24 protein-coding genes are annotated in these 22968 nt (G+C 35.3%); 7 read left to right on the top strand and 17 right to left on the bottom strand.

The window, feature by feature from the left end; translation table 11 throughout:
• The first annotated feature begins 1 nt into the window (after position 1).
• Both slmA and H3T96_RS10950 read left to right on the top strand, forming a co-directional pair.
• Positions 2 to 589, top strand: a complete 588-nt coding sequence (gene slmA / locus H3T96_RS10955) for a nucleoid occlusion factor SlmA (protein ID WP_253248242.1) — start codon at positions 2 to 4, stop codon at positions 587 to 589.
• A 60-nt stretch (positions 590 to 649) separates the two neighbouring features.
• Positions 650 to 1486 (top strand): mechanosensitive ion channel domain-containing protein, encoded by an 837-nt coding sequence (locus H3T96_RS10950; protein WP_086326117.1) that lies wholly within the window; start codon positions 650 to 652, stop codon positions 1484 to 1486.
• Between the two features lie 58 nt (positions 1487 to 1544).
• Here H3T96_RS10950 and cysE read toward each other — a convergent pair whose 3' ends face one another.
• Together cysE and H3T96_RS10940 are read right to left on the bottom strand one after the other, a co-directional pair.
• On the bottom strand, positions 1545 to 2324 hold the full coding sequence (cysE, locus tag H3T96_RS10945; RefSeq protein WP_198248651.1) for a serine O-acetyltransferase: 780 nt from the start codon (positions 2322 to 2324) through the stop codon (positions 1545 to 1547).
• 171 nt (positions 2325 to 2495) lie between these two features.
• A complete protein-coding gene (locus H3T96_RS10940; RefSeq protein WP_198248649.1) occupies positions 2496 to 3731 on the bottom strand; it encodes an oligosaccharide MFS transporter in 1236 nt (411 codons plus the stop codon).
• Positions 3732 to 3931: 200 nt separating this feature from the next.
• Between H3T96_RS10940 and H3T96_RS10935 the strand changes: the two genes are divergently transcribed.
• Complete coding sequence (locus H3T96_RS10935) at positions 3932 to 4936, top strand: LacI family DNA-binding transcriptional regulator (protein ID WP_086326119.1); 1005 nt, start codon at positions 3932 to 3934, stop codon at positions 4934 to 4936.
• 236 nt (positions 4937 to 5172) lie between these two features.
• Here H3T96_RS10935 and H3T96_RS15105 read toward each other — a convergent pair whose 3' ends face one another.
• The 3 genes from H3T96_RS15105 to H3T96_RS10920 are packed head-to-tail and all read right to left on the bottom strand — an operon-like array spanning position 5173 to position 7018.
• Positions 5173 to 5340, bottom strand: a complete 168-nt coding sequence (locus H3T96_RS15105; protein ID WP_370545734.1) for a GH32 C-terminal domain-containing protein — start codon at positions 5338 to 5340, stop codon at positions 5173 to 5175.
• Positions 5341 to 5360: 20 nt separating this feature from the next.
• Positions 5361 to 5528, bottom strand: coding sequence for a GH32 C-terminal domain-containing protein (locus H3T96_RS15100; RefSeq protein WP_370545733.1), 168 nt, complete (start codon positions 5526 to 5528; stop codon positions 5361 to 5363).
• Positions 5529 to 5548: 20 nt separating this feature from the next.
• Entirely contained in the window at positions 5549 to 7018 is a 1470-nt protein-coding gene (locus H3T96_RS10920) for a glycoside hydrolase family 32 protein (protein WP_086326120.1), read from the bottom strand.
• A 328-nt stretch (positions 7019 to 7346) separates the two neighbouring features.
• Here H3T96_RS10920 and H3T96_RS10915 point away from each other — a divergent pair, with 328 nt between their 5' ends.
• The 4 genes from H3T96_RS10915 (at position 7347) to bioB (ending at position 10231) form a co-directional block, all read left to right on the top strand.
• Positions 7347 to 8306, top strand: a complete 960-nt coding sequence (locus tag H3T96_RS10915; RefSeq protein WP_086326121.1) for an aminoimidazole riboside kinase — start codon at positions 7347 to 7349, stop codon at positions 8304 to 8306.
• Between the two features lie 4 nt (positions 8307 to 8310).
• Positions 8311 to 8871 carry a sugar O-acetyltransferase gene (locus H3T96_RS10910; RefSeq protein ID WP_086326122.1) on the top strand — a complete coding sequence of 187 codons (561 nt, stop codon included), beginning with the start codon at positions 8311 to 8313 and terminating at the stop codon, positions 8869 to 8871.
• A gap of 98 nt (positions 8872 to 8969) precedes the next feature.
• Positions 8970 to 9083, top strand: a complete 114-nt coding sequence (locus H3T96_RS15095; protein ID WP_144092669.1) for a maltose acetyltransferase domain-containing protein — start codon at positions 8970 to 8972, stop codon at positions 9081 to 9083.
• A gap of 104 nt (positions 9084 to 9187) precedes the next feature.
• On the top strand, positions 9188 to 10231 hold the full coding sequence (bioB, locus tag H3T96_RS10900) for a biotin synthase BioB (protein WP_144092617.1): 1044 nt from the start codon (positions 9188 to 9190) through the stop codon (positions 10229 to 10231).
• A gap of 44 nt (positions 10232 to 10275) precedes the next feature.
• Here the strand turns inward: bioB and ispC are convergent, their stop codons facing one another.
• The 12 genes from ispC to H3T96_RS10840 form a co-directional block, all read right to left on the bottom strand.
• Entirely contained in the window at positions 10276 to 11454 is a 1179-nt protein-coding gene (ispC, locus tag H3T96_RS10895; protein ID WP_144092614.1) for a 1-deoxy-D-xylulose-5-phosphate reductoisomerase, read from the bottom strand.
• A gap of 2 nt (positions 11455 to 11456) precedes the next feature.
• A complete protein-coding gene (gene deoR, locus H3T96_RS10890) occupies positions 11457 to 12218 on the bottom strand; it encodes a DNA-binding transcriptional repressor DeoR (RefSeq protein WP_144092612.1) in 762 nt (253 codons plus the stop codon).
• A 53-nt stretch (positions 12219 to 12271) separates the two neighbouring features.
• Complete coding sequence (gene deoC / locus H3T96_RS10885) at positions 12272 to 12937, bottom strand: deoxyribose-phosphate aldolase (protein WP_144092610.1); 666 nt, start codon at positions 12935 to 12937, stop codon at positions 12272 to 12274.
• A 244-nt stretch (positions 12938 to 13181) separates the two neighbouring features.
• Positions 13182 to 13739, bottom strand: a complete 558-nt coding sequence (gene frr, locus H3T96_RS10880) for a ribosome recycling factor (RefSeq protein WP_086308174.1) — start codon at positions 13737 to 13739, stop codon at positions 13182 to 13184.
• A 30-nt stretch (positions 13740 to 13769) separates the two neighbouring features.
• Complete coding sequence (gene pyrH, locus H3T96_RS10875; protein WP_086326127.1) at positions 13770 to 14504, bottom strand: UMP kinase; 735 nt, start codon at positions 14502 to 14504, stop codon at positions 13770 to 13772.
• A 122-nt stretch (positions 14505 to 14626) separates the two neighbouring features.
• On the bottom strand, positions 14627 to 15487 hold the full coding sequence (gene tsf, locus H3T96_RS10870) for a translation elongation factor Ts (protein WP_144092608.1): 861 nt from the start codon (positions 15485 to 15487) through the stop codon (positions 14627 to 14629).
• A gap of 85 nt (positions 15488 to 15572) precedes the next feature.
• Positions 15573 to 16310, bottom strand: a complete 738-nt coding sequence (gene rpsB, locus H3T96_RS10865; protein ID WP_065738129.1) for a 30S ribosomal protein S2 — start codon at positions 16308 to 16310, stop codon at positions 15573 to 15575.
• Between the two features lie 820 nt (positions 16311 to 17130).
• On the bottom strand, positions 17131 to 18312 hold the full coding sequence (locus H3T96_RS10860) for a serine hydrolase (protein ID WP_144092606.1): 1182 nt from the start codon (positions 18310 to 18312) through the stop codon (positions 17131 to 17133).
• Positions 18313 to 18326: 14 nt separating this feature from the next.
• Positions 18327 to 19433 carry a peptidoglycan glycosyltransferase MrdB gene (mrdB, locus tag H3T96_RS10855; RefSeq protein ID WP_144092604.1) on the bottom strand — a complete coding sequence of 369 codons (1107 nt, stop codon included), beginning with the start codon at positions 19431 to 19433 and terminating at the stop codon, positions 18327 to 18329.
• Positions 19434 to 19435: 2 nt separating this feature from the next.
• On the bottom strand, positions 19436 to 21319 hold the full coding sequence (mrdA, locus tag H3T96_RS10850; RefSeq protein ID WP_216355835.1) for a penicillin-binding protein 2: 1884 nt from the start codon (positions 21317 to 21319) through the stop codon (positions 19436 to 19438).
• Between the two features lie 72 nt (positions 21320 to 21391).
• Entirely contained in the window at positions 21392 to 22411 is a 1020-nt protein-coding gene (locus tag H3T96_RS10845) for a PhoH family protein (RefSeq protein WP_086326511.1), read from the bottom strand.
• Between the two features lie 31 nt (positions 22412 to 22442).
• On the bottom strand, positions 22443 to 22916 hold the full coding sequence (locus H3T96_RS10840) for a zinc-ribbon domain-containing protein (RefSeq protein ID WP_144092602.1): 474 nt from the start codon (positions 22914 to 22916) through the stop codon (positions 22443 to 22445).
• Positions 22917 to 22968: the final 52 nt, after the last annotated feature.

Raw genomic sequence — 22968 nt, 5'->3', positions numbered from 1 at the left:
TGTGAACAACAAAAATAAAAATCGCAAAGAAGATATCTTACAAGCATTAGCAACAATGCTTGAATCTAATGAAGGGACTCAGCGAATTACTACCGCCAAATTAGCAGCCACGGTAGGCGTTTCTGAAGCGGCGCTGTATAGACATTTTCCAAGTAAAACCAAAATGTTTGAAAGTTTAATTGTCTATATTGAAGATATCTTACTGTCCCGCATTAATATCATCATGCAAGATGAACCGAATACCTTTACTCGATTAAAACTTATCCTTGCATTAATTCTAGGTTTTTCTGAAAAAAACCCAGGATTAACTAGAATTATGACAGGCCATGCATTGATGTTTGAACAAGAACAGTTGCAAGAACGCATTAGTCAACTCTTTGAGCGAATCGAAACGCAGATAAAACAAGTTATACGAGAAAGGAAGATTCGTGAAGGTGTTGCGTTTACTACAGATGAACGCATTTTAGCTAGCCAATTACTTGCATTTTGTGAAGGTATGATGGTGCGTTATTCTCGTTCGGGTTTTAAATATCTACCTACAACTAATTTTGATACTCGCTGGACATTATTATCTAAACAGCTCGTTTAATTGGTTTTGTAACTAGATATTTTCCCGTAATGTCTATTACCCATTGATAAGGATAATTAAATGAATTTTGAAGATCTAATCAATAATGCCATTTCTATTATTGAAAAATATGATGGTGTAGTACTTAGTTATATTGCTCATTTTTGCTTTGCCATTCTTATTTTTATCATTGGACGAGCCATTGCTAGATTTGTCGCTCGTCAACTCAGAAAAATATTAACCAATCGTCATGTTGATCCAACAGTAGTTAAATTTGTAAGTTCTCTATCCTATTATGCCATTATTGTAATGACTCTGGTGGCGGTGTTGGGGCAACTTGGTGTACAAACCGCATCAATTGTTGCCATTATTGGTGCAGCTGGTTTAGCCGTTGGTTTGGCACTACAAGGTTCACTATCTAATTTTGCTGCTGGGGTTATTTTAATTATTTTTCGTCCGTTCAAAGTGGGGGAAACCGTGATTATTAATAACCAAAAAGGGGTTATTGATTCGATTCAAATTTTTTCAACATCCATCGTTACGCCAACCAACGAATTAGTAGTAATACCTAATAGTCAGGTAGTGGGTGCCAATATTATTAACTATACCAGATTACCGGAAAGACGTTTAGATTTAGTTGTAAATGTTGGGTATGATTCTGACATTCGAAAAGTTTATCAAGTGTTAAAACAAGCCGTTGATAAAACCAGCAATATTTTAACAAAGAAAGAGCCGACTATTCGTTTGGATCAGCTAGATGCTTCATCAATGAATTTCAATGTGTTAGTTTGGACAACAAATGCCAATTACGGGCCAGTTAAGGCTGAATTACTTGAAAATATTAAAAATGGATTAACCGAAAATGGTATTAATATTCCATATCCTACAATGGATGTAAATCTAAACACCCAGTCATAATTTTTAATTAATGTATTCCGTTGTTAATCAGCAACGGAATACAAATCCCCTTATAAAACTAAATATCTTGATCCATATTTAATGCAGGTTTATCGCAATCAGGGCAACCAACAATTTTAGCAGGAACGCCCGCAACCGTTGTGTGTTTCGGTACAGATTCCAAAACAACGGAACCTGCGCCAATTTTAGCCCCTTTTCCAATTTCAATATTACCTAAAATAGTCGAATGGGCACCAATCATCACCCCTTCACGAATTTTAGGATGGCGATCACCATTTTCTTTGCCCGTACCGCCTAACGTCACTGATTGTAAAATAGAGACATCATTTTCAATAACAACGGTTTCACCAATGACAATACCCGTTGCATGATCAAACATTACCCCACAGCCAATCTTAGCCGCTGGGTGAATATCAACGCCAAACACTATTGCAATCTGACTTTGCAAAAAAATCGCCAAAGACTTGCGATTTTGCCGCCAAAGCCAATGTGCGATTCGATAAGCTTGTAATGATAAAAAACCTTTATAATACAGAAGTGGGGTTGAATAATGATTGGTCGCGGGATCACGAATATAAACGGCTATAATATCACTTATCGCCGACTGAATAATATTTTCATCTGCTTGATAGGCTTGCCGAGCAATTTCACGAATTTCAATAGCGGGCATAACCTGCGTTGAAAGTTTATTCGCTAAAATATAACTTAAAGCACTGCCTAGATTTTCATGATTGAGTAAAGTAGCATGGAAATAACTAGCAAGCATCGGTTCACTTTCAACCAATTCGGATGCTTCTTGTCGGATGGTTTGCCATAATAATTCAGGCTTAACAACTATTTTTGTATTGTTCACAACAAGTCCCTATATTAAACAGTATTGCTAACATTGTTTCGCAAACTTATGCAGGAAGCAAGTTTTGTATTCATTTATCCTAATTTAATAATCAAAATGGAAAGCAACTGTTCCCATTTTGATACAAAATAACATCGCATTGCATACGTTTTAATATTATGGTTGTTTGGTTTTTTTATCATCACTTAAGGTAAATATCGCAATTATCAAAATAAATAGCACAATGCTTGCCAATACATAAAATGTAGTTGAATAGCCTGTTTTATCAAATAATTTACCCACTAACCATGATAAAACAATCACACCAATATTTGATGAAATATTAAAACCGACTAAATACAAAGTAGATGACAATCTTTCATCAAAATTACCTACCACGTATTTGAACACAGCTAAGATAAATAGTGGTGTTTCAATTGCATGAAACAGTTTAACTAACGAAATCAGACAAACATTATCTAAGGTTGCTGATAATGAAATTCGGCAAATCATCACCATGGCCGCCACTAATAGTGATTTTTTTGCTCCTACTTTGTTAATAAAGAAAGGTGCTAAAATCATACAAGCTGCTTCTAAAAATACTTGGAACGAATTTAAATAACCATAGACTTGATAGCCTTCCTCTGGTTTATCAAAGAAACTGGTATAAAAATTTGGAAACAGTTGCTGATCATAAATAGTATAAAAGCTATTAGTACCAATGATAAAAAAGACAAATAACCAAAACTTTTTCATACCAAATAGGGAAAGAATTTCACTCAGAGTTGGGATGGTTGGCTTTTGTATAACTGCTTGTGTTTCACTGTTTGCAGAAAATTCTTGGTTAGGTTTATAAACTAAATTGATTATAAAATAGATAGCCGCAATCCCAGATGCCATCCAAAAGTTAATATGGGGATCGATACCAAATAAAATACCCGCTACAAAAGTTGCAGCAGCATAACCAAACGATCCCCAAAATCTCGCAGGACCAAATTCAAAACCAAACAATCGACTAATTCGTTCAATAAAAGAGTCAATCAAAGCGCATCCAGAAATAAAACCAGCACTTAACACTGGCGCACCAATACAGACACCTAACAAAAAATCATTTCGTAATAACGGTTCATACACATAAATTAAAAACGGTCCAATAAGAATCATAACGATACTTTGAAAGGTAATTACCGCTTTGCCTATCTGTAATTTATCTTGAATAATGCCATAAAAAATCATAAAACACATAGCAGCAGCAGAGTTAGCGGCATAAACAATACCAAGTTGCTCACCGGATAAGCCAATTTTACTTTTTAACCAAATAGCATAAAAAGACCACCAAAGTGACCAAGCGGCATAGAAAGTAATAAGATAACCTGACGAGAACCAATAATTTCTATTTTGCATCATATTCATGTTTATAACTCTTTTATTGTTGAAGTTTAACGTTAACATGTTAATGTTAACATTATTGTCATATTTGAAACAAAATAGATACGATCGATTATCATAATTGTTACTTAGCTCACACTTTTTATCATTAATTTTTGTGGTATCATCACATTTAGGCAATGATTGATAACAATTTTTATTATATTGAGCAAAAGGATCTAACTATGGCTTCACTAAAGGATGTGGCAAAATTGGCATCAGTATCACTGATGACAGTTTCTCGTGCGATTAATAATCCTGAAAAATTAAATAAACAGACATATCAACGCGTCAAACAAGCCATTGAGCAACTTAATTATGTCCCTGATCTCTCAGCCAGAAAAATTCGTGGCGATAACTCAGGCCCTTGTGCTATTGGTGTTTTAGCCTTAGAAACAGCAATGACACCATTTTCAGTAGAGTTATTACAAGCTATAGAAAAAACAGCCCAAAATCATGGTTGGAATACTTTTATTGTTAATTTATTTGATGATAAAGATCCTGACCATGCAATTAATACTCTTTTATCCTATCGCCCTAACGGTATTATTTACACCACAATGGGACTTAGAAAAGTTGATCTTCCAGAAAAGCTGCTTGGCAAAAATATTGTTTTGGCGAATTGTGTTACTGACAGTGAAAAACTGGCTTGCTATATTCCCGATGACTACACAGGTCAATACCAAGCGATGCAACAAGTGATACAAAAAGGCTATAAGAAACCGTTATGCATCTATTTATCAGAAAAAACATTAGCTGGTAAAACCCGTCGTAAGGGTGCAGAACAAGCTTGGCTTGATGCAGGTAAAAATTTGAAAAAAATGACCAGTTATCATATGCCGATATTGGAAAATAATATCGCCCAAGAATATATGATGACAATTGATATATTGAAACAACATTGTAATAACACACCAGATTTTGATGTATTAATTTGTGGTAATGATCGCATTGCTTTTGTTGCCTACCAATACTTACTTGGTCAAGGGTTTCATATACCCAAAGATGTGGCCATATTAGGTTACGACAACATGGTCGGCACTGGCGAACTATTTTTCCCACCGCTGACGACGGTTCAATTACCGCATTATGAAATAGGCGAGCAAGCAGCGCTACATATCATCAATGGTCAAACAGAAACAGAAATCAGCTATGTGGCTTCGCCTTATTTAGAAAGGAACTCTTTGTAATAAACATAAATGAATTGACCGCTATCAAGCGGTCAATTTAAATACAGATTAAGCATAAATAGATTTTAGTTGCCAACTGTCAAGTTGAGTAATTTTGGCACTACCATTTTTCGCAAATTAATTTATCTTACGCTCTGCAGGTAATTTAGGATAGATACGACTGGAAAGACTATACAAATCATCATTAACAAATATAAATGAATCAACCGCTATCAAGCGGTCAATTTAAATACACATTAAGCATAAATAGATTTTAGTTGCCAACTGTCAAGTTGAGTAATTTTGGCACTACCATTTTCCGCAAATAAATTTATCTTACGCTCTGCTGGTAATTTAGGATAGATACGACTGGAAAGACTATACAAATCATTATTAACAAATATAAATGAATCGACCGCTATCAAGCGGTCAATTTAAGTACACATTAAGTATAAATAGATTTTAGTTGCCAACTGTCAAGTTGAGTAATTTTGGCACTACCATTTTCCGCAAATAAATTTATCTTACGTTCTGCTGGTAATTTAGGATAGATACGACTGGAAAGACTATACAAATCATTATTAACAAATATAAATGAATTGACCGCTATCAAGCGGTCAATTTAAGTACACCTTAAGCATAAATAGATTTTAGTTGCCAACTGTCAAGTTGAGTAATTTTGGCACTACCATTTTCCGCAAATAAATTTATCTTACGTTCTGCTGGTAATTTAGGATAGATACGACTCGAAAGACTATACAAATCATTATTAACAAATACTTCAACCGATGATGCATCAATATAAACATGTAATGATAGTTTTTTTGTTTTTGGTAGTGGCACACTACGATAGCCTTTTAACTCAAGTCCTGAAAGACTGCGATCAAGAACAATACGTTTTGATTGCAAATCTACATATAACAATGTTGCTTGTTCACCATTTTTGGTTGCCGATAGCTGCAAACCAAATCGTTCTGCGGTACTTTGTGATAAATCAAACTCAACATTGAGTTCACAACTAATCGATTGAATATGGGTATTTTTCAGTTCATTATTAAGGATTATTTCACTTAATGATTGTGGTTGTTGACGCAGCGCTACCAGCTCTTTAATTGGGCGATTACGTACATTATTGTTTTTATCCAATATCAATTCACGAGGAAGCGTAAATGAACCCATCCATTTATCTTGTTTACTTGGCATACTCGATTCCCACATATCCATCCAAGCAAATACAATGCGTCGTCCATCAGCGGCGAGAAACGATTGTGGTGCATAAAAATCATGACCAAAATCCATTTCTTGAAATGGTTTGATTATTGAAAACTTTTTACCTGGCTGCCAATCACCAACAATATAACCAGATTGAAAACGATTTCGATATTGATAGCCTTTAGCTTTCATGCCTTGTGGTGAAAACATCAAAACCCATTTATTACCAAGCTTAAAAAAATCAGGACATTCAAGCATGTATACATTAGGATCGATATTGCTTACAACAACATGGTCGAATGTCCAACTTTTTAGATCTTTTGAATGATAAAGTAAGATTTGTCCAACATCATTTGTATCACGTTGCCCAACAACCATCCACCATGTATCATCCTGTAGCCAAACTTTCGGATCTCGAAAATGCATAATACCGTTTTCTGGTACAAGTATGGTGCCATATTTTTTAAAATGGATCCCATCTTTACTGGTTGCTAAGCATTGTGATTGAGAAATTTTTTCATCATTTCCTTGACCTGCTAACCAAATATGACCGGTATAGATTAAGTATAACTCGCCATTATTGTCCACGGCCGAACCAGAAAAACAGCCACTTTTATCACATTCATCACCCGGTGCGATAGCAATAGGTAACCTTCGCCATGTCACTAGGTCATCGCTAACAGCATGACCCCAATGCATGGGTCCCCAATTTTCATCATAAGGATGATGCTGGTAAAAAGCATGATATTGACCTTTAAAATAGATCAAACCGTTAGGATCATTCATCCAGCCAGATTGTGGCGCTAGATGGAAATGTGGATAATATTGTTTATTCATCACTTTTTCTAGTTCTTTCACAGCTAAATTAGCTTCATCAATGGCAGTAGACATAAAAAACCCCTCCCTTTTTTATCCAGTATGACATATCATGATTAAGCATACTACTCTAAATTAATTGTTAACGTTAACTATTGTTAAGAAAATAGATAAAATTTGTGATGAACGTCACACATTTTTAACGTTAACAATGAATTTTTTGGCAAATCATTTAGTCTATGTCTAACTTTAAAAAAAAGATTTTTATTAATTCTCATAATAAACTGTACATCAACTATTTTGTAAAAAAGATAAAAGATGGCTAATTTCACGGAATTTGGCAATAACTTATATTTATACTAAGCTAAATTACCGTAGCAACTAACTATAATCGAGTAAAAAAATGAATAATACTAAAGTTTGGTCTCTTGGGGATGCTGTTATCGATTTGTTGCCATTTGGTGATATGAATTATCAAGCTTGTGCTGGCGGTGCGCCTGCTAATGTTGCAATTGGTGTATCAAAATTAGGTCTACCTTCCGCTTTTATTGGTCGTGTGGGTAACGATCCATTTGGTCACTTTATGGAAAAGACATTTAGTGAATATAATGTTGATTGTCAGAGTCTTGAAAAAGATGATCATCATAGAACCAGTACAGTGGTGGTAGATTTAGGGCATAATGGTGAGCGAAGTTTTACCTTTTTAGTTTCACCCTCTGCTGACCAATTTTTATCAGAACAGGCAATTCCTAGTTTCAATCAAGACATATTACATTTTTGCTCTTTAGCATTAGTTGGTCATACCTGTCGAAAAACATTAAAAACAGCTATTGAAAATCTCACTGCTAAAAATGGTTTAATCAGTTTTGATATTAATCTTCGTGAACAAATGTGGGAAAATAAAGATGAAATGCGCACAACCATTACTCAATTTTGCCATGATGCCGATATCCTCAAATTATCAGACGAAGAACTTTTTTGGCTAACTGAAAGCGATGATTGGCATATTGCCTTGAATAAATTGCAACAACACTATAATGCACCACTAAAACTGGTCACTAAAGGCAAAGATGGTAGCATCGTGTTATGGCAAGGCAAAATATTCTCTTTTGATTCATACCATGTTAATAGCGTTGATACAACAGGTGCGGGGGATGCTTTTGTTGCGGGTTTACTTAGTAGTATCGCTTCATCAGGAATGCCTGAAGATAAATTAATGTTAGAAAGTATGATGACCATTGCCAGTGCCTGTGGTGCCTTAGCCACTACCAAAAAAGGGGCATTAACAGCACTACCTGATAGCGCATTTTTGCAATCATTTATAAGCGATAACCCTGCTTTATGTGCTAAACAAATGGCATAACAAAATGACAGAAAAGGAAAAAATGTTAGCAGGTTTATTGTACGATCCTTGTATCAATTTACTTGCTAAGGAACGGCTTTATGCACAAGATATCTGTTTTCAACTTAATCAATTATCGCCATTAGCCGAAAACCAACGGCAACGTCTTTTTGAAAAACTATTAGGAAAAACAGGGCAACAATTTACTATCATGCCAGGGTTTCAATGTGATTATGGCTATAATATCGAAATTGGCGAAAATTTTTTCGCTAACTTTAACTGTATCATGTTAGATGCAGCCAAAATTTCATTTGGTGATAATGTGCTGGTAGCACCCAATTGTGGTTTTTATACCTCAGGGCATCCAATTGACAGCCAAACTCGAAATAGTGGCTTAGAATTTGCTAAGCCAATTACGATTGGCAATAATGTTTGGATTGGTGGCAATGTAATTGTATTACCTAATGTAACAATCGGTGATAACAGTGTTATTGCAGCAGGAAGCATTGTTGATCGTGACATACCAAGTAATGTGGTTGCAATGGGCAGCCCTTGCCGTGTACATAAAACATTAAAAGAGTATTAACAGCACTACTTGATAGCGCATTTTTGCAACCATTTATAAGCGATAATCCCACTTTATACGCCAAACAAATAGCGTAACAAAATGACAGAAAAAGAAAAATATTAGCAGGCTTGCTGTACGATCCTTGTATCAACTTACTCGCTAATGAACGGCTTTATGCGCAAGATATCTGTTTTGAGTTAAATCAACTTTTGCATAACAAAAGGCATTAATGATCCTCTTATATTGTCAACTATATTTAATCAAAAAAGTTGACAATATAAGATTATGTATTATGATGCATACAGATTTATGTTGATTCTTAATAGGATTTTCTATGTCATTAAATGCCATTCGTCATGACTGGGTATTGTCTGAAGTAATGGATATTTTTCAATTACCTTTCAATGATCTTATTTTCAAAGCACAAACCATACATCGACAATATTTTGATGCAAATAAAGTACAGGTTTCTACTCTGTTATCAATAAAAACAGGTGCTTGTCCTGAAGATTGTAAATATTGTCCTCAGTCTATCCATCATGATACTGGCTTAGAAAAAGAAAAATTACTTGAAGTACAAAGAGTAGTTGAAGAAGCGAAAGCCGCCAAAGCTGTAGGCGCTACACGCTTTTGTATGGGCGCTGCTTGGAAACATCCGACAAACCGAGATATGCCTTATCTCTTAGAGATGGTAAAAGGCGTTAAAGCTCTGGGTATGGAAACATGCATGACTCTGGGACTATTATCCCAGCTACAAGCTTACGCATTAGCCGATGCAGGTTTAGATTTTTACAATCATAATTTAGATACTTCGCCTGAGTTTTACCAGCAAATAATTACCACTCGTACCTACAGTGAGCGTTTACAAACATTGGCTTATGTAAGACAGGCCGGTATTAAAATTTGCTCGGGTGGTATTTTGGGTATGGGTGAGACATTAAAAGATCGAGCCAATTTATTGATTCAACTTGCTAATTTAGACCAACACCCCGAAAGTGTTCCTATTAATAATTTAGTTAAAGTTAAAGGAACACCGTTAGCAAATGAAAAAGATATTGAACCATTTGATTTTATTAGAATGCTTGCGGTCGCTCGTATTATGATGCCTAAATCTTATATACGCTTATCAGCAGGAAGAGAACAAATGAATGAGCAAATGCAAGCATTGGCTTTTTTAGCCGGTGCTAATTCAATATTCTATGGTGATAAGTTATTAACTACATCCAATCCTCAAGTCGATAAAGATAATGCTTTATTTTTAAAATTAGGTATTAGTCCAGAACAGAGCCAAGATTATAGTGATGAGGTACATAAAGCTGCTATTGTGCAAGCACTTACTGAGCAAGCACAAAATAATCTATCTAGCGATAATTTCTAAGATTGAAACATAAGAGCCTTAATCTTAACTTTTGGGTCGTATTACTATAATTTTAAGCAGGTTTCTCTTGCCCATAGATCAATAGCAAATACGTCTTCAATCGTTGTTGGCTCTGGAAAAGTAAGCTTTTCTAAAACCTTTGATACCTGCTTAGCAATGTCCATAAAACCAATTTTATTTTCTAAAAACGCAGCTACAGCAATTTCATTAGCAGCATTCAATGCTGTTGTTGCGGCTTGACCTTGATTAGAAGCATCAATGGCTAATTTTAAGCATGGATAACGATCAAAATCAGGCTGATTAAAAGTAAGTGATGCTATTTTAGTAAAATCTAACGCTGGAACAGTCGAATTAATACGTTTAGGATAAGACATCGAATAAGCAATCGGCGTACACATATCAGGTACACCTAATTCAGCAATCACACTACCATCTTGATAACGAACCATTGAATGAATAATCGATTGAGGATGAACAATAATCTCCATTTCTTCTGGACTTGCATTAAATAACCAGCGTGCTTCAATGTATTCAAGTCCTTTATTCATCATGGTTGCAGAATCAACCGAAATTTTTTTACCCATTGACCAGTTCGGATGTGCAACCGCTTGTTCTGGCGTGACAAGTGCCAACTTATCAATAGGAAAATCTCGAAATGGACCACCCGAACCGGTTAATACAATTTTAGTAATACCATGATCGGCTAACTTGGCAAAACCTAGATCTTGTTGAACTGATGCTGGTAAACTTTGAAAAATAGCATTATGCTCACTATCAACAGGTAATAACTGGGCGCCATAACGTTTAACAGCCTGCATAAATAAATGACCGCAAGTGACTAACGATTCTTTATTGGCTAGTAAAATACACTTACCTTTTTTTATAGCAGCAAGCGTCGGTTTTAACCCCGCAGCACCAACAATTGCAGCCATAACCTGATCAACTTCGGGTAATTGAGCTAAATCACAAATCGCTTCATCACCAGAAAAAACATCAATATCTAAATTTAAGTTAATTAGATTGGCTTTAAGTTCACTTGCAGCATGTTGATCAGCCATAGCCACATATTTTGGTTTAAATTCTTGGCATTGCTGTGTCATTTTGACAACATTTTTACCACCGACTAGCGCATAAGCCTTATATAAAGTCGGATTTTGCCGAATAACGGCTAAGGTACTGCAACCAATTGATCCCGTTGAACCTAAAATTGTGATATTTTTCATAATTAATACATTAACCCAATGTTATTTTCTTTAAAATAAGAGATATATTGCGATTTTGGCGCTCTATCAGTGATAACTAAATTAAATAAATTAAGATCGCCAATTAAAGCGGGCTTAACTTGATTAAATTTAGTATGGTCGGCGATCAAAATATTCGTAGAAGATTTTTGTATTGCTTTGTGCTTCATGCTAAGTTCATCAAAATTATAACAAGTGACACCTTGTGTAAAATCAATGCCAGCAGCTGAAATAAAGGCTTTATTAGGGCAGATAGTATCTAATTGGTTATGCTGATTGATACTGGTAAATATGGCATTATTAATATGATAATTGCCCCCACATAAAATAATTTTGCAATTGGGTTTATGTTGTAATGCTAAAAAAGCATTGAAAGAATAGCAAATGGCGGTAAACGATATTTGATCATCAATTGCATCAATGATAAATGGCATAGTTGTGCCACAATCGAAAAAGATTGTATCATTTTCGCTTACTAATTGGCTCACCAGTTTTGCAATATGAAGCTTTTCTTTCACCTGTTTATCTTGCTGATCGGATACAAAATATGTGGCGATAGAATGGCGAGCTTGATTAACAATATAACCACCAAGAACCGTCAATGAGGTTGATAAATGATTAAGATCACGACGAATTGTCATTTCAGATACAGCGAGTAATTGTGCAGCATCTTTTAAGTGAATTTTATCCATCGTTTTTAAGAGTTCAATAAGTGCATTTACTCTTTTTTGTGGTTGTGATTGCATTGCTATTCCATAAACAGCAATAAGCTACCTGATAAAGGTAGCTTAAAGGTAAATTAATAGTTACCTGACGATGTTCCGTTACCTGATACGATAGCGATGCCTGCGCTTGCACCTAATCGTGTTGCGCCAGCTTCAACCATTTTTTCAGCTGTTGCACGATCGCGAATACCGCCAGAAGCTTTAACGCCCATTTTATCACCGACGGTTTCACGCATCAATTTAACATCTTCAACCGTTGCACCCGACACACTAAAACCTGTTGAAGTTTTAACAAAAGCAACACCGATCTCTTTACAGATATTGCAAACTTTTACAATTTCGTCTTTGCTTAATAAGCAGGTTTCTAAAATCACTTTCAATGGTACATCACCACATGCGTTAAACACAGCTTCAATATCATTTTTAACGGCTTGCCAATCGTTGCTTTTTAACCAACCAACATTGATAACCATATCAATTTCTTGTGCACCCGCTTTAACTGCCATTTCAGTTTCAAACGCTTTAGCTGAAGTTAACATTGCGCCAAGTGGAAAACCAACCACTGAACAAACTTTTACATCACTGCCTTTTAATAAGCTTGCAACTAAAGGTACATAGCCTGAATTAACGCAAACAGAATAAAAATGATATTCTTTCGCTTCATCACAGAGTTTACGAATTTGATCTTCTGTCGCATTCATCGCCAGTAAAGTATGATCAATATACTTTGCATAACTCATAATGGGATCCTTAAATTATGTTAATAATGATGTCTAATATAAATATTGTTGTATGTAAATGAATAACAATGTTATAAAAATAACAAACATGGGCAAATATTGTTATTTTAGTAACATTATATACTTAAATTATGATAATTTAAAATCAAGATAATGGTTAAAGATGATCAATTTAGTTGAAAAATACCAAAAAAAACGCCCAGTTAAAAACTGAGCGTCTTAGCAATAAAATTATAATTTGAGATTAAAATTCCATTAGTTCTTTTTCTTTATCAGCAAGTACTGAATCTAATTTCTTAATTGCCGCATCGGTTGCTTTTTGAATTAAATCTTGTGATTTGCGTTCATCATCTTCAGAAATTTCTTTGTCTTTTAACAATGCTTTAATTTGATCATTGGCATCACGACGAATATTACGAATTGATACACGACCTTGTTCAGCTTCATTACGCACAATTTTCGTTAAATCACGACGGCGTTCTTCAGTCAATGGTGGCAATGGTACACGAATTACCGTACCTGCTGATGCTGGATTAAGTCCTAAGTCTGAAGTTAAAATTGCTTTCTCAATTAGAGGCGTTAATGATTTATCAAAAACAGTAATTGCTAACGTTCTGGCATCTTCCGCAACCACATTAGCTAACTGACGAAGTGGTGTTGGGCTACCATAATATTCAACCATAATGCCATCTAATAAACTTGGCGATGCACGGCCTGTTCTAACTTTAGAAATATGAGTTTGAAACGCATCAATACTTTTTTCCATGCGCGTTTGCGCTTCTTTTAAAATCTCATTTAACATAATAAAAACCTTATATTGAAATAAAAAAGACTAACAGCTCACTGTTGCCTGATTATTAATTAATGTTCCTTCTTGTTCACCTAAAATGACTCGACGTAATGCACCTGGTTTGTTCATATTAAATACACAAATAGGTAAATTGTGATCGCGTGCTAAAGTAAAGGCAGCTAAGTCCATTACTTTTAATTCGTCATCTAATACTTTTTCATAATTTAACGTTTTATACAATGTTGCTGTTGGATCTTTAACAGGATCGGCTGAGTAAACACCGTCAACTTTAGTCGCTTTTAAAACTACGTCAGCTTCAATTTCAATACCACGTAAACATGCAGCAGAATCAGTTGTAAAAAATGGATTACCAGTACCTGCAGAAAGAATAACCACTTTACCATGACGAAGCAAGCTAATCGCTTCAGTCCAACGATAATCATCACATACACCATTTAAAGGAATGGCTGACATTAAACGCGCATTAACTTCAATTCTGTGCAACGCATCACGCATAGCAAGACCATTCATTACCGTTGCCAACATCCCCATATGATCACCAACAACACGGTTCATTCCCGCTTTAGCAAGACCCGCACCTCGGAATAGATTTCCCCCTCCGATAACGACCGCAACTTGAACATTCATTTCAATCAGTTCTTTAATTTCTCGTGCCATACGATCAAGAACGGTTGGATCGATACCAAAACCTTCGTCGCCTTGTAGTGCTTCACCACTGAGTTTAAGTAAAATTCGTTTGTAGAAAGGGGTTGCCATATGAAGTCTCACTATTCGTTATTTCGATACTTAATTACCTGACAAGCTATACTTGTTAACAGTAATTTTAAAATATTTTGTAGATAAACAAAACCGCCTTAACGGCGGTTTTTATGAAACAATTAAGATTGTTTCGACATCGCAGCAACTTCGGCTGCAAAATCAACTTCGACTTTCTCGATGCCTTCACCCACTTCAAAGCGGATAAATTTAGCAACTGTCGCTTTTTTCTCTGCTAATAAATCACCAACTGTTTTGCTTGGATCCATAACGAATGGTTGACCAGTAAGTGAAACTTCACCAGTGAATTTACGCATACGGCCTTCAACCATTTTTTCAGCGATTTCACGTGGTTTACCAGATTGCATAGCGATATCAATTTGGATATTACGTTCATGTTCAACCACATCAGCAGGAACATCGCTTGGGCTAACATATTCTGGTTTGCTTGCAGCAATGTGCATAGCAATATGTTTAACTAATTCTTCATCACTGCCACTGCTTGCAGCAACTAAAACACCAATACGGGCACCATGTTGATAACTACCAACAACGTCACCAGCAATTTCTTGAACACGACGAATACCGATGTTTTCACCGATTTTAGCAACTAAAGCTGTACGTTCTTCTTCAAATTTTGCTTGTAATGCAGCAAGATCAGTTAAGCCATCATTTAATGCTGCTGTAGCAACTTTTTCACTAAATTCTAAGAAACCAGCGTCTTTAGCAACAAAGTCTGTTTCACAGTTGATTTCTAAGATTACACCTGATTTTTTATCAGCAGCAATTTTAGAAATAATTACACCTTCAGCCGCAACACGACCTGCTTTTTTAGCCGCTTTTGCTTGACCTGATTTACGCATGTTGTCGATAGCAAGATCGATATCGCCATTCGCTTCAACTAATGCTTTTTTACATTCCATCATACCTGCGCCAGTTCTTTCGCGCAGTTCTTTTACCATAGAAGCGGTAATTTCAGCCATTTTTAAATCCTCTAGTTAACCATTGTGATGATTGTCATTAGAATGGGTCGATATTTATTATCGACCCTGAAAATATTTGAGTTTATTACTCAGCTGCTGGAGCTTCTTCAACGAAGCTTTCTTCAGATACTGGAGATTGGTTTTGCTCACGACCAGAACGTACTGCTTCAGCTACTGCATTTGCATATAATTGAATTGCACGAATCGCATCATCATTACCAGGAACGATGTAATCAACACCATCAGGATCTGAGTTAGTATCAACAACAGCAATGACTGGAATACCTAAATTGTTAGCTTCTTTGATAGCGATATGTTCGTGGTCTGCACCAATAACAAAAATCACATCGGGTAAGCCACCCATATTTTTAATTCCACCCAAGCTATTTTCTAATTTAGCCATTTCACGAGCACGCATTAATGCTTCTTTTTTGGTTAATTTGTCAAATGTACCATCACTAGCTTGTGTTTCTAAATCTTTTAGACGTTTGATTGATTGACGTACTGTTTTCCAGTTAGTCAACATACCACCTAACCAACGGTGATTTACATAGTATTGCCCACAGCTTTCAGCCGCTTGTTTGATCGCTTCGCTAGCTGCACGCTTTGTACCAACAAATAAAATTTTACCTTTACGAGCGGCAATCTTGTTTAATTCAGCTAATGCTTCGTTGAATAAAGGAACTGTTTTTTCAAGATTGATGATGTGAACTTTGTTACGAGCACCAAAAATAAATGGTTTCATTTTTGGGTTCCAATAACGAGTTTGGTGTCCAAAGTGTACACCCGCTTGTAACATATCGCGCATTGATACTGTAGTCATGATTTCCTCATTTTGACGTTGGGGTTATGCCTCCACATATCCGCTTTATCCGACCTGTTTGTACTTAGCAAAAGGCACCCCGGCAAAGAGTAATGATATGTGTGTGTTATAACGTTAATTAATAATTAAATTTAATGCTACTTATTCGCATTAACTTTTCAAAAATATAATACAAAAAGTAGCGCGCGTTTTATACCACATTTAGGTAAATATTACTAGCTTTATTTAAAGCTAATGTTGATTAGATTACATTCTGGCTATCCACTTTCTATTATTGTCATTAATTTACCTTTTGAAAGGTTTGAAAATTAATTGTACAAAAAAGAATTTGGAAAGTTTTGTAAAAATTATTCAGGAGTCTATACCGTTTCAACTTTTATTTATGTTTTAATTGAATATTAAAGAAAGTAAAGTGTTTATCTGCCATCAACTAACTTTAAAATAACATTTAAAAATATCAATAAGTTACCTATAAAAAGATACCTGATTGCTAACCTAATAAATGAGTTTTAGTAAAATAATCATTCGAATATTAACAAGATATTTATCGTTCTTTCATTATAAGCTCAAAGACAACTAAACAGCTTGGTTATGGCTATCTATACCAGTTAAGCTTATCTGTTGGTTATTACCTAGTGAGAAGATAATGGCAGGTAATTTATGTAACAGAAATCCAGTTGAATTTCGCTAGATAGGTTGAATTAAAGTAAGTAAGAAAAAGCAAGTATATATGAAAATAGGCGATTAAAAATTAATAAAAATACAAATTAGCATCATAAAAAAGGGCTTTGATAAGCCCTTTTTTAAATAACAATCAGAATTAACTAAATAGCTTATTGAACTGAAGAGCGATCCAATCACAGATTGTGCCAAAAAAGCCGCTTTCTTGTACATCTTGTAAAGCAACTAGTGGTTGTTCATTAATTACCTTGTCATCTAATATAAATTGCATTTTACCAACACGAGTACCTTTAGTGATTGGCGCATAAATATAATTATCAATGGTATATTGTACTTGTACATCGGCAGCGCGTCCTTTTGGTACAGAAACGTAAGCACCATCAATTGATCCTAATGAAATTTTATTTTGATCACCATACCAAATGGTTTGATTCACTAATGAACTATCTGCTTTAACAGGATTGGCCGTTTCGAAAAAACGGAATCCCCAAACTAATAATTTTTTACTTTCTTCTTCACGACCTTTAAAAGTGCGACCGCCTAATACTGCTGAGATTAAACGAGTATTTCCATCTACAGCAGAAGCCACTAAATTATAACCGGCTGCATTAGTATGCCCAGTTTTAATTCCATCAACATTTAATGTCGTATCCCAAAGTAAACCGTTACGATTTAATTGCGGTTTAGAGAGATTATAAGTAAATTCTTTTTCTTTATAGATGGCGTATTCATTGGGTAGATCACGAATTAACGCTCGCCCTAAAAATGCCATATCTTTGGCTGTTGTATATTGTCCTGGCGCATCAAGCCCATGTACAGTTTCAAAATGGGTATGCTCTAATCCAATTTTTTTAGCATATTCATTCATTAAATTAACAAAAGCACCTTGACTACCAGCAACATGTTCAGCCATGGCAATACAGGCATCATTACCAGATTGAATGATAATACCTTTATTTAGATTAGCGACTGAAACGGTTTTACCCACTTCTAAAAACATTAACGATGACCCTTTTAGTACAGGGTTACCCGTTGCCCAAGCATCTTTGCTTACAACAACCATATCATCATTTTTTATACGACCAGATTGCAATGCTTGACCGATAACGTAACTGGTCATCATTTTAGTTAAACTGGCTGGATCGCGTTGTTGTTCCGCATTATATTGCGCTAAAATTTCACCCGATTTGGCATCAATTAAAATATATGCCTCTGCATTTAACTGTGGAATAGCAGGAATAGGAAAAGCCATTTCAGCTGACGCAGTTGAACAAATCGCGAGTGCTAAAAACGCGAAAGATAATTTAAATTTCTTTTTCATTTATTTGAATTCCGTTAAATGTTTTTAGATAACATGTATCGATGCGTATGAATAGACATCATAATGCCAAAACTTGCCATTAAAACGACTAAAGAAGAGCCACCATAACTTATTAGCGGTAATGGTACACCAACTACTGGTAAGATGCCACTGACCATACCAATATTAATAAACACATACACAAAAAAGACTAAAATTAGCCCACCCGATAAGATTCTGCCAAAGGTTGTTTGAGCTTGTGAAGCAATAATCAATCCACGAATAATTAAACATAAAAATAGAATAAGTAGAACGATTGTGCCAACAAAACCAAATTCTTCTGCAATAACCGAAAAAATAAAATCGGTATGTCTTTCAGGTAAAAATTCTAATTGCGATTGAGTGCCACAAAGCCAACCTTTACCCCAGATCCCTCCCGACCCAATTGCTATTTTCGACTGGATGATATGATAACCAGCACCACTAGGATCGAGTTCAGGATTAAATAACATTAAAACTCGAAGTCGCTGATAGTCATGCATTAAGAAGAACCACATAATCGGTAAAAAAGCAGCAATTAAAACAACAGCAACCAGAATAAAACGCCAATCGATCCCAGCTAAAAAAATAATAAAAATACCAGACATGACAATTAAAATAGCCGTACCTAAGTCAGGTTGCATCGCTACAAGTAAGGTAGGCACACCAATGATGGCCAATGTCTGTAAAGTTGTTTTTAGTGGTGGTGGACAACCATCACGATGAATGAATTTTGCCACCATTAATGGCACGGCTATTTTGGCTATTTCTGAAGGTTGAAAGCGTAAAATCCCCAAATCTAACCAACGCTGTGCCCCTTTACTGGTATACCCAAAAATATCCACTAACAGTAATATGATAATACAAATTACATACAGTGTTGGCGCCCATGTTTCATATGTTCTAGGTGAAAACTGTGCAAAGACAATCATCACAATAAAACCTAATACAATTTGGATGACGCGTTTTTCAATCATATTGATATCTTGACCGGTTGCACTCCAAAGAATATAGAGGCTGTAGCCAAGTAATAAGGTAATAAATAGAAAAAATAGCGGATCAATATGTATCTTTTGCCAAAAAGATTTTTTGATATTACTCATAATTAATCTTCAGTTCCTGTATTTGGTGATGATTCATCTAACTCGGTTGAATTATTACCAAGAAGGTAAAAATCTAATATTTTTCGTGCCACGGCACCGCCGTTTGAGCTTCCACCTCCACCATTTTCTAACACAATAGCCAAAGCAATTTGGGGTTTATCATAAGGTGCATAAGCAACAAACAAGGCATGATCACGTAAATGCTCAGGAATCTTATGGGCATTGTAGACTTCATCTACTTTCAACCCATAAACTTGTGCGGTCCCCGATTTACCTGCGGCTTGATATTTGGCATCAGCATAAACTTTACGAGCCGTTCCTCGCGAACCAAACATAACACGATGCATACCTTCTTTAGCAAGTGCCCAATAACTTGAATTAACATCAGATAAACTATTATTTTCTACATATTTTTCAGGATTAATTATTGGTTGTTGCTCATTGGAATTTATAATGTCGCTCTTTTTATATAATAAAAAGTGCGGGGTATAGGTTTTACCATTGTTGATTAATATGGTTAATGCTTTTGCCATTTGTATTGGGGTTGCGGTCCAATAACCTTGACCAATACCAACAGGAATTGTATCCCCTTGTAGCCAAGATTTTTTATGGCGTTGTATTTTCCATTCACGGCTTGGCATAACAGCACGGCTCTCTTCATTGGTTGAAATATCAATTCCTGTTCTTTCACCAAAGCCAAATTTAGTCATCCATGCATTTAAGCGATCAATGCCCATATCATAAGCAACCTGATAAAAATAGGTATCAACGGATTCTTCAATTGCTCTTAATACATCAACTTTGCCATGTCCCCATTTTAACCAATCTCGATAACGTCGCTCGGTTCCTGGTAATTGCCACCATCCGGGATCGTTAACTACGCTTTTTGATGTAACAACACCTTCGCTTAAAGCAGCAATCGCAATATAAGGTTTGACCGTTGAAGCAGGTGGGTATGAACCAAGTAATGCTCGGTTATAAAGAGGCTTATTAGGATCGTTAAGTAAGGCTTTATATTTATCGCTCGATATCCCTCCTACAAATGGGTTAGAATCGTAAGTAGGGCTTGAAACCAAGGCTAAAATTTCACCATTATTAGGATCGATAGCGACGACCGCAGCTTTACGGCCCGCTAACAATTGTTCTATATAAAGTTGTAACTTAAGATTGATGGATAAATAGATATCCTCACCGGCTTGAGGTGGGTGTTGATTAAGTTGATTGACAATTCGTCCTCGACTATTAACTTCTACTTTTTCATAACCTGGGATGCCATGTAATACATCTTCATAATATTTTTCAATTCCCATTTTACCGATATTAAATGTAGCGACATAATTACTACTTTTGTTTTCCTCTTCTAAACGTTGTTTATCTTGGCTGTTAATTTTGGAAATATAACCAATAATATGAGTTAATGATGCTCCATATGGATAATAACGATGTTGTATCCCAACAATGGAAACATAAGGAAAACGATGCTGATCAACAACAAAATGCGCTATCTGTTGTTGAGTTAAATTATCTTTTAATGGGACTGGACGATGCGCTTTATAATTTCGGCGTTCCTTTTGAAAGTTTTCAATATCTTCATCAGTTAAATCAACAATAGCTTTTAACTGATTAAACTGTTCATTCAGGTTTTTGACTTTATCAGGAATAATATTAAGTTGATAAGTGATATTGTTAATGGCTAATGGTGTACCATTACGGTCATAAATCATACCACGACTAGGTGGAATAGGAATAATTTCAATACGATTATTATTAGATTTAGTACTGTAATAACTAAAATTAGCAATCTGAAGATCCGCTAAGTTAACAAGTAAAACTAATAATAATAAAATAATTACAATAAAAGCAAACAGTGCTCGTCGCAAAAACAAATTGGTTTCTGCCGAGTGATCACGAATATTGCCTTTCTTTTTGTTACTTGAGATAGGGATAGTAATACTCCTTTAAACACTTTTAGTAGCCTGCTGCTGTTCTTCTTCCCATTTTTGATAAGCATTAACGATTCTGGCAACGACTGGATGACGAACCACATCATCACTATTAAAAAAGTTGAAACTTATTTCATCAACTTTACTTAATACTTCTATAGCATGACGCAAGCCAGATTTTTGATTGCGAGGAAGATCTATTTGGGTTACATCACCCGTTATTACCGCTTTGGAATTAAAACCAATACGGGTTAAAAACATCTTCATTTGCTCAATAGTCGTATTTTGGCTTTCATCAAGAATAATAAAAGCATCGTTAAGTGTGCGTCCACGCATATAAGCAAGTGGTGCAATTTCAATAACGCTTTTCTCAATGAGTTTTTCAACTTTTTCAAAACCGAGCATTTCAAATAAGGCATCATAAAGAGGTCGTAAGTAAGGATCTACTTTTTGACTTAGATCGCCAGGTAAAAAGCCAAGTTTTTCACCTGCTTCAACGGCAGGGCGAGTTAATACAATTCGGCGAACTTGTTGTTTTTCTAACGCATCAACAGCTGCAGCTACAGCTAAATAAGTTTTACCTGTTCCCGCTGGACCAATACCAAAAGTGATATCGTAATCCAATATATGCGCAATATATTGGGCTTGATTAGGGGTTCGCGGTTTTATAACACCACGCTTAGTTTTTATCATAACCAATTTACCTGCTTGGTTATGAATGTATACTTGTTGTGGATGTTCACTTATTTTTTCCAGTGCGCCTGACTCTTTTATGGCTAAATGAACTTGCTCAGATTCAATTTCTACAATTTTATTTCTGCTTTTAGTATGCTTATAAAGAGACTGTAAAATATCCTCTGCAGCTTTAACACAGATAGCATTACCGGTTATGGCAAATAGATTGCCTCGATGATTAATTTCAATACCTAATCGACTTTCAAGTTGTTTAATATTGTCATCATGAGGACCACAAAGGCTATTAAGTCTATTATTATCGGCTGGTTCTAGCATGATTTCATATGTCGTAATATTCAATGATAAGTCCTCTAATTATTCAGGTTAATGACTAAATACACTGTTCACATAAAGAACATTTTTCAATGCCTTTAAGAAAATCCATATGGCAATGATGACAAGTCACTATATCATCACCAACGATATTATTCACAGCACTAGTTGCTTGATTATTATCTAGCCCTTGGCTTTTCAATTTATTTATAACCATCGTGATAGGTGTACCGCTTTTTAACTCTTGCTCGACATAAGATGCCACTTGCTGTTCAAATGTAGGTGGTATATAAGTTAAAACACTATCATTAAAATCAGAATTACAGTCTTGACATTTAATATATCGACCTAAAGTTTTAAAACTAAAAATAGGAATAAAAAAAAGCGTAAAATATTTAGCTATCTTTATTTGCGTATACCGATGTTGTTTTTGATCGCTGGCAATATTTTGCTGAGCACAACATTTTGGGCAATTAAATTGTCCTGTTTTTTCATTAACTTCACGTCCTTTTGTACCAAATATAATAAACATTTTACATTCCTTATTTATAAAATCGTTTTTAATTATTAATTAAATTACACTA

It is taken from the genome of Gilliamella sp. W8136 (assembly GCF_016101285.1).
Taxonomy (GTDB): domain Bacteria; phylum Pseudomonadota; class Gammaproteobacteria; order Enterobacterales; family Orbaceae; genus Gilliamella; species Gilliamella apicola_N.
The sequence above is the reverse complement of the archived record's forward strand: the minus strand, read 5'-3'. Positions and strand labels throughout refer to the sequence as shown.

Coding starts and splice junctions, on each gene's coding strand:
- H3T96_RS10860 (WP_144092606.1), bottom strand. CDS start 18,312: ATGAAAAAGAAATTTAAATTATCTTTCGCGTTTTTAGCACTCGCGATT.
- ispC (WP_144092614.1), bottom strand. CDS start 11,454: ATGAAAAATATCACAATTTTAGGTTCAACGGGATCAATTGGTTGCAGT.
- frr (WP_086308174.1), bottom strand. CDS start 13,739: ATGTTAAATGAGATTTTAAAAGAAGCGCAAACGCGCATGGAAAAAAGT.
- H3T96_RS10950 (WP_086326117.1), top strand. CDS start 650: ATGAATTTTGAAGATCTAATCAATAATGCCATTTCTATTATTGAAAAA.
- H3T96_RS10935 (WP_086326119.1), top strand. CDS start 3,932: ATGGCTTCACTAAAGGATGTGGCAAAATTGGCATCAGTATCACTGATG.
- pyrH (WP_086326127.1), bottom strand. CDS start 14,504: ATGGCAACCCCTTTCTACAAACGAATTTTACTTAAACTCAGTGGTGAA.
- rpsB (WP_065738129.1), bottom strand. CDS start 16,310: ATGACTACAGTATCAATGCGCGATATGTTACAAGCGGGTGTACACTTT.
- H3T96_RS10915 (WP_086326121.1), top strand. CDS start 7,347: ATGAATAATACTAAAGTTTGGTCTCTTGGGGATGCTGTTATCGATTTG.
- H3T96_RS10910 (WP_086326122.1), top strand. CDS start 8,311: ATGACAGAAAAGGAAAAAATGTTAGCAGGTTTATTGTACGATCCTTGT.
- deoR (WP_144092612.1), bottom strand. CDS start 12,218: ATGCAATCACAACCACAAAAAAGAGTAAATGCACTTATTGAACTCTTA.
- H3T96_RS10840 (WP_144092602.1), bottom strand. CDS start 22,916: ATGTTTATTATATTTGGTACAAAAGGACGTGAAGTTAATGAAAAAACA.
- H3T96_RS10920 (WP_086326120.1), bottom strand. CDS start 7,018: ATGTCTACTGCCATTGATGAAGCTAATTTAGCTGTGAAAGAACTAGAA.
- bioB (WP_144092617.1), top strand. CDS start 9,188: ATGTCATTAAATGCCATTCGTCATGACTGGGTATTGTCTGAAGTAATG.
- deoC (WP_144092610.1), bottom strand. CDS start 12,937: ATGAGTTATGCAAAGTATATTGATCATACTTTACTGGCGATGAATGCG.
- mrdB (WP_144092604.1), bottom strand. CDS start 19,433: ATGAGTAATATCAAAAAATCTTTTTGGCAAAAGATACATATTGATCCG.
- tsf (WP_144092608.1), bottom strand. CDS start 15,487: ATGGCTGAAATTACCGCTTCTATGGTAAAAGAACTGCGCGAAAGAACT.
- H3T96_RS10940 (WP_198248649.1), bottom strand. CDS start 3,731: ATGAATATGATGCAAAATAGAAATTATTGGTTCTCGTCAGGTTATCTT.